This is a genomic window from Parvibaculum sp., assembly GCF_049671045.1.
Lineage (GTDB): Bacteria > Pseudomonadota > Alphaproteobacteria > Parvibaculales > Parvibaculaceae > Parvibaculum.
On the sequence record NZ_JBATUH010000097.1, the window covers coordinates 1 to 6892 of the forward strand.

Here is a 6892-nt window from a genome sequence, read left to right on the forward strand (position 1 = left end):
TTGAGCCCCTTCTCGACGCGCGGATTGGTCGCGCGGATGTCGGCCTGCGGGCTCGTGCCATAGGTGACGATGCGCCGGTCGCGCACGCGGCCGATGAGCGCCTGCACCTCCGGATGGTCGATGCACATGACCGCGCAGCCATAGAACGGCACATTCTCGACGAAGGTGAGGAACGCATCCTTCGCCGCCTCGAATGTGCCGTAATAGTCGAGATGCTCCGGGTCGATATTGGTGACGATGGCGATCGTCGCCGGCAGCTTGACGAAAGTGCCGTCGGATTCATCCGCCTCGACGACCATCCATTCGCCCGCGCCGAGCCGCGCATTGGTGCCATAGGCATTGATGATGCCGCCATTGATGACGGTGGGATCGAGCCCCGCGCCATCGAGGAGTGCGGCGACGAGCGAGGTCGTCGTCGTCTTGCCATGCGTGCCGGCGATGGCGACGCAGGATTTGAGGCGCATCAGCTCCGCAAGCATTTCCGCGCGGCGCACGATCGGAAGGAAGCGCGCCCGCGCCTCGACGAGTTCGGGATTGTCGGGCTTGATCGCCGAAGACACGACGACCACATGCGCGTCGCCCAGATTGCTCGCGGCGTGGCCCACCTTCACCGGAATGCCGAGCGTGCGCAGGCGCTTGACGTTCGCGCTTTCGGAAACGTCGCTCCCCTGCACCTCATAGCCGAGATTGCGCATGACTTCGGCAATGCCGCTCATGCCGATACCGCCGATACCGACGAAATGAATTGTACCTATGTCGAGTGGCGCTGGGCGCATCAACAGCCTCCCTGCGCAAAGAGAAGTGGACCGGGCGATTGAATGTCGTCTTCCTGCCGCGCGGCGCTCCCGAGCAGGTGGAGTTCGCCCCGCCCCAGCGCCTCGACGAGATCGGCGAGCCGGCGCACGGCGCCGGGCTCTCCCTGAGCGCGCGCGGCCACCGCCGCACGGGCAAGGGCCGCGCCGTCTTCGAGAAGCGCGATCAGCCGCGCGGCGAGATGGGCTTCCGAAAGGTCCTTCTGCTCGATCATCCATGCAGCGCCGGCGGCCTGCATCTTTTCGGCATTGGCTTTCTGATCGTTGTCGAGCGAATGGGGGAGCGGCACGAGGATCGACGGCCGCCCGATGACGCAAAGCTCCGCAACCGTCGAGGCGCCGGAACGGCCGATGACGAAATGCGCGCGGGCGATGCGCGCGGGCATGTCGTCGAAGAAACTTTCGAGCGTCGCGCGGATGCCGGCGCTCTCGTAGGCCGCGCGCACCCGCGCGAGATCCTCGGGCCGCGCCTGCTGCACGACCTCGAGACGCGACTTCAGATGATCGGGCAGAAGCGCCAGCGCCCCCGGCACCACATCGGCGAAGACACGCGCGCCCTGGCTGCCGCCAAAGACGAGAAGATGAAGCCGCTCCGGCGCGCCGGGCTGCGCATAAGGCGCGCCGGCCTGCTCGATGACGGCATCGCGGACGGGATTTCCGGTGACGACGAGCTTGCCCGCGTCGCGTGCCCGCAGGAATTTCGGCGCCGCGAAGGTCGAGGCGATGGCCTGAACGAAGGGCGCGGCGAGCCTGTTCACCCGCCCGAGAACCGCGTTCTGCTCATGCACGCATGTGGGAATGCCGCGCAGGATCGCGGCCGCAAGCGGCGGCAGCGTCGGATAACCGCCGAAGCCGACCACGACCGAAGGCTCGATGCGGCCGAGTATGCCGAAGGCCTGCGCGATGCCCGAGACGATTGCAGGCGCTGCCCGCACGAGCCCCGCAAATCCGCGATTGGTCGGCGTTGCCGAGGGCACCGCGTAAATGTCGGCGCCCGGGAAGAGCCGGTCGAAATGCTGCACGCGCTCATCCGTCATCAGCACGATGCGGCGGCCGCGGCGCTTCAACTCCTGTGCGAGCGACTGGCCAGGGAAGAGGTGCCCCCCCGTGCCGCCGGCGGCAATGACGATCGGGCCCTGTGGATGCAGCTTCATGCGTGCGCCCTCTTTCCACTGGGCGGCGCCACATTGCTGCCGGCGCGGCGCCGCGTCAGCGCGAGCAGCATTCCCATTGTGAGGCCGAGCGCGATCATCGAGGAGCCGCCATAGGAAATGAAGGGCAGCGTCATGCCCTTGGCGGGAATGAGGTTCACATTCACCGACATGTTGATGAGCGCCTGAAGCCCGAACAGCGCGACGAGCCCGCAGGAGGCGAACTGGATGAAGAGGTCCGGCTCGTCCATGGCGCGGTTCAGCGTCCGCATGACGATGAAGGAGAAGAGGCCGATGATGAGGAGCCCGACGATCACGCCATATTCTTCCGCCGCGACGGCGAAGATGAAGTCCGTATGCGCGTCGGGAAGGATGCGCTTCACCGAGCCCTCTCCCGGGCCGCGTCCGAAGAAGCCGCCCGTATGGAAGGCGTCGAGCGCGCGGTCGATCTGGTAGGTATCGCCCGATTCAGGATTGAGGAAACGGTCGACGCGGCTCGCCACATGCGGCATCAGCGTGTAGGCCGCAAGCGCGCCGACGATCGCGACCACGCCGAGCGATACGATCCAGCGCCAGGAAAGACCGGCCATGAAGAAGATCGCGCCGAACACCATGGTGACGAGCATGAGCTGGCCGAAATCCGGCTGGAGCGCGAGTATGCCGACCACCATTCCATAGAGCGCGATCGCGATGAGCGTGCCCGGAAAGCCTGGCGTGCGCTGCGCCTCCGCGAACATCCACGCCGCGAGCACGATGAAGGAGGGCTTCACGAATTCCGACGGCTGGATGGCGAGCGGCCCGATCTGAAGCCAGCGATGCGCGCCCTTGACCTCCGGGCCGATGAAGATCGTCAGCACCATAAGCGTGAAGGCGCAGGCAAAGGTGATGGCGGCGAGACGGCGCACCTGACGCACATTGAGCAGCGAAACGCCGACGATGACCATGATCGTGGGCATCAGGAAGAAGAGCTGACGATAGACGAAATGAAACGGCGGCAGATGAATGCGCATCGCGACCGCCGGGCTTGCCGCCAGCGTCAGCACGCCGCCGATCAGCATGAGGCAGAAGAGCCCGAACAGCGTCCACTTGTCGACGGTCCACCACCATTCGGCGAGCTGGCTGCGATTGGTGCGCGCGAGGCGGATCATGCCGTGGCCCTCCCCTCGGCGTCGAGATGCTTCAGGACGAGCGTGCGGAACGCTTCGCCCCGTTCCTCGAAATTGGCGAACTGGTCGAACGAGGCGCAGGCAGGCGACAGGAGAACGACGCGCGGCGCACCCTCGGCAGCCTCGGCATCCTCCGCCGCCATCTCGACCGCGCGGTCGAGCGTCTGGCAGCGGACATAATCGACCTTGCCATCGAGCGTGCGCGCGAATTCGTCCGACGCCGCCCCGATCAGATAGGCGCGCCGGATGCGCGGAAAATAATCACCGAGCGTCTCGATGCCGCCCGCTTTCGGCTTGCCGCCGATGATCCAGTAGATGTTGTCGTAAGTGGCGAGCGCCTTCGATGCGGCGTCGGCATTGGTCGCCTTGCTGTCGTTGACATAGCGCACGCCGTCCTCCTCGGCGACGATCTCCATGCGATGGGCAAGGCCGGGAAAACTCTCGAAGGCGGTGAGTATCTTGTCGCGCGAAAAGCCGAGCGCGCGCCCGACCGCATAGGCCGCCGCCGCATTCTGCCAGTTATGCGCGCCGGCCAGCGTGCGCAGCGGCCGGAAGTCGCCTGCCTTGACCGTCTGCGTTCCCGTGCCGTCATAAAGCGTGCCGTCGAGCACATAGACGCCGCGGCCAAGCGTCTTGCCGACCGAGATCGGAACGACCCTCGGCCCGCGCGACGCGGAAGCCGCGGTGCAGATATCCATCGAATAGACATCGTCGACGCCGATGATCGCGGTCGCATCGGCCGGCTGGTGCGCGAAGAGGCGCGCCTTGACCGCCGCGTAATTCTCGATCGTGCCATGACGGTCGATATGGTCGGGCGTGATGTTGAGGAGCACGCCGACATCCGGCGCAAGGCCGGGCGCGAGGTCGATCTGGTAGGAGGAAACCTCGACGACATAGACCGTCATGGGTTTCGGCGGGTCGAGTTCGAGCACGGGCTTGCCGATATTGCCGCCGACCTGTGCATCGGCGCTGCAGCGCCGGACCATATGGCCGATGAGCGCCGTCGTCGTCGACTTGCCGTTCGTCCCCGTGATGGCGACGATGCGCGCGCCCGCATCGCTCGCCCTGACGGCGCGCTGGAAAAGCTCCACATCGCCGATGATTTCGACGCCCGCCGCTTGGGCGAGCTTCACGGTCGGATGAGGCTCGGGATGGGTCAGCGGCACGCCGGGGCTCAGCACGAAGGCGGCGACATCGCTCCATGTCCGCTTCGTCAGATCCTCGACCGCGACGCCCGCACGCGCGGCCTCGGCGCGCTTCGCCTCCGAATCGTCCCACGCAACGACACGCGCGCCACCTGCCTCGAGCGCGCGCACGGTCGACAGTCCGGACTTTCCGAGCCCGAAGAGAGCCACCGTACGGTCAGCGAAGCCGGTCGCCGCAATCATTCAACTCACCTCAACTTCAATGTCGCAAGCCCCGCCATCGCGAGAACGACGGCAATGATCCAGAAGCGGATCACGACGGTCGGCTCCGCCCATCCCTTCTGCTCGAAATGATGATGGAGCGGCGCCATGCGGAAGACGCGCTTGCCCGTCAACTTGAAGGACGCGACCTGCACGATCACCGAGATCGCCTCGAGAACGAAGAGGCCGCCGATGATCGCCAGAACGAGCTCATGCTTGGCCGCAACCGAAATTGCGCCGAGCGCGCCGCCAAGCGCGAGCGATCCCGTGTCGCCCATGAACACCATCGCAGGCGGCGCGTTGTACCAGAGAAAACCAAGTCCTGCACCGATAAGAGCGCCGCAGAAGACCGCAAGTTCGCCCGTGCCCGGTACGAAGTGGATTTGCAGATAATCGGCGAAGACGGCGTTGCCGACGAGATAGACGATCAGGCCAAGGCTCGCCGCCGCGATCATCACCGGCACGATCGCAAGCCCGTCGAGCCCGTCCGTCAGATTGACGGCATTGGACGAGCCGACGATGACGAGCGCGCCGAAGAGAAAGAAGAAGGCACCCATCTGGATGAGCACGCCCTTGAAGAAGGGAATGGTGAGCGCTGTCGCCAGCGGCTCGCGCGCGATCGACACGAGCGCCCACATGGCGAGCCCGGCGATGATGAATTCGAAGAAGAGCTTGACCCGGCCCGGCACGCCCTTGGGCGAAATCTTCGAGACCTTGAGATAGTCGTCCGCGAAGCCGACCGCGCCGAAGCCCAGCGTGACGAGCATCACAATCCAGACATAGCGGTTGGAAAGATCGGCCCAGATGATGACCGACGGCACCAGGCCGACCAGAATGAGAAAGCCGCCCATGGTGGGCGTGCCCTGCTTCTGGATCACATGCGTCTTCGGCCCGTCCTCGCGGATCGGCTGCCCCCTGCGCTGGCGCGACTTGAGAAGCGCGATGATGCGCGGCCCGAAGAGGAATGTGATGAGAAGCGCGGTGAGCGTCGCGCCCCCGGTGCGGAACGTGATGTAGCGGAACACGTTCAGCACCGCGAGATCCTTCGACAAGCCCGCAAGAAGATCGTAAAGCATCAGGCCTCCCCCCTGTTGCGCCGAATGCTTTCGCTGTCGTCTTCGCCGAGCGTCAGAAGCGCCTCGACGACAAGCCCCATGCGCGATCCGTTCGAGCCCTTCACCATCACCACATCGCCGTCGTGAACAGCCTCGACGAGCGGCGCGATCAATCCACTCGACTTTTCGGAATAAGCGCCCTGCCTGTCCGCGGGCAGCGCGTCGAAAAGCGCGCGCATATGCGGACCGCTGGCAAAAACGAGATCGATATCGGCCTGCGCGAGCGGGATCGAGAGCGCGCGATGAAGCGCGACGGACTCCTCACCCAGTTCGAGCATGTCGCCAAGCACCGCTATGCGGCGCGCGCGCCTTCCCGGCTCGATCCTGCCCAGCGTCTCGAGGGCCGCCCGCATGGAGGCGGGATTGGCATTGTAGCTTTCGTCGATGAGCAGGAACGGCCGCCCCGGCGCCAGAATGTGATGGCGCTCGCCGCGCCCCCTGGGCGCCTTGAGATTGGCGAGCGCGAGTGCCGCCAGCGCGAGATCCGCATCCACCGCCTTGACGCAGGCGAGCATGGCAAGACTGTTCATGACGATATGCCGGCCCGGCACGCCGAGCTTGTAGGTCACAGGCTCGCCGCAGATCGTCGCCGAAACGCAGGAGCAATCGTCCTTGAGCACGACCTTCTCGAGGCGAGCATCCGCCTTCTCGTCCTCGCCGAAGGAAATGATGCGGCCCGCGCCCGCCGCGCGCGCGCGCTTCTCGAGGCGCGCAAAATGCGGGTTATCGCGATTGAGGATCGCGACGCCGCCCCTCTGCAATCCATCGAAAACCTCGGCCTTCGCATCGGCGATCTCTTCGACCGAGTTGAAGAAGGCCATATGCACCGCCTCGACCGTGGTGACGAGGGCGACGAAAGGCTCGACGAGCTTCGACAAGGGCGTGATCTCGCCCGGCGCGCTCATGCCGATCTCGAAAATGCCAAAGCGCGTATTGGCCGGCATGCGCGCGAGCGAAAGCGGCACGCCCCAGAGATTGTTGTAGGACGCGGCCGAGGCATGCGTCGCGCCCTGCTGCGAAAGGATCATCCGCAGCGCTTCTTTGGTGCCGGTCTTGCCGACGCTACCCGTGACCGCGACGATCTTCGCCTCCGTGCGATGCCGCGCCGCGCGGCCGAGCGCGTTCAGCGCCTCCAGCGCATCGGGAACGACGAGGAGTGGTCCGCCCGCGCGCATCGCCGGCGTCACATCCGAAACGATGGCCGCCACCGCGCCATGGCCGAAGGCCGCCTCGACATAGGCG

General features: G+C 65.7%; 6 protein-coding genes. All 6 read right to left on the minus strand.

The features are described from left to right. Positions 1-776, minus strand: a 776-nt coding sequence (locus WBG82_RS10965) for a UDP-N-acetylmuramate--L-alanine ligase (RefSeq protein WP_424424566.1), incomplete at its 3' end; no start/stop codon positions are given. Continuing rightward, the gene (murG, locus tag WBG82_RS10970) at positions 776-1966 is read right to left on the minus strand and encodes an undecaprenyldiphospho-muramoylpentapeptide beta-N-acetylglucosaminyltransferase (RefSeq protein WP_424424567.1); all 1191 of its coding nucleotides are present in this window, start codon (positions 1964-1966) and stop codon (positions 776-778) included. The genes WBG82_RS10965 and murG, both read right to left, overlap by 1 nt. Next, on the minus strand, positions 1963-3111 hold the full coding sequence (gene ftsW, locus WBG82_RS10975) for a putative lipid II flippase FtsW (RefSeq protein WP_424424568.1): 1149 nt from the start codon (positions 3109-3111) through the stop codon (positions 1963-1965). The genes murG and ftsW overlap by 4 nt, the downstream gene beginning before the upstream one ends. Beyond that, a complete protein-coding gene (gene murD, locus WBG82_RS10980) occupies positions 3108-4517 on the minus strand; it encodes a UDP-N-acetylmuramoyl-L-alanine--D-glutamate ligase (RefSeq protein ID WP_424424569.1) in 1410 nt (469 codons plus the stop codon). Before murD ends, ftsW begins: the two co-directional genes overlap by 4 nt. A gap of 5 nt (positions 4518-4522) precedes the next feature. Further along, a complete protein-coding gene (gene mraY, locus WBG82_RS10985; RefSeq protein ID WP_424424570.1) occupies positions 4523-5611 on the minus strand; it encodes a phospho-N-acetylmuramoyl-pentapeptide-transferase in 1089 nt (362 codons plus the stop codon). Beyond that, a partial coding sequence (locus WBG82_RS10990; RefSeq protein WP_424424571.1) for a UDP-N-acetylmuramoylalanyl-D-glutamyl-2,6-diaminopimelate--D-alanyl-D-alanine ligase occupies positions 5611-6892 on the minus strand: 1282 nt, incomplete at its 5' end. The genes WBG82_RS10990 and mraY, both read right to left, overlap by 1 nt.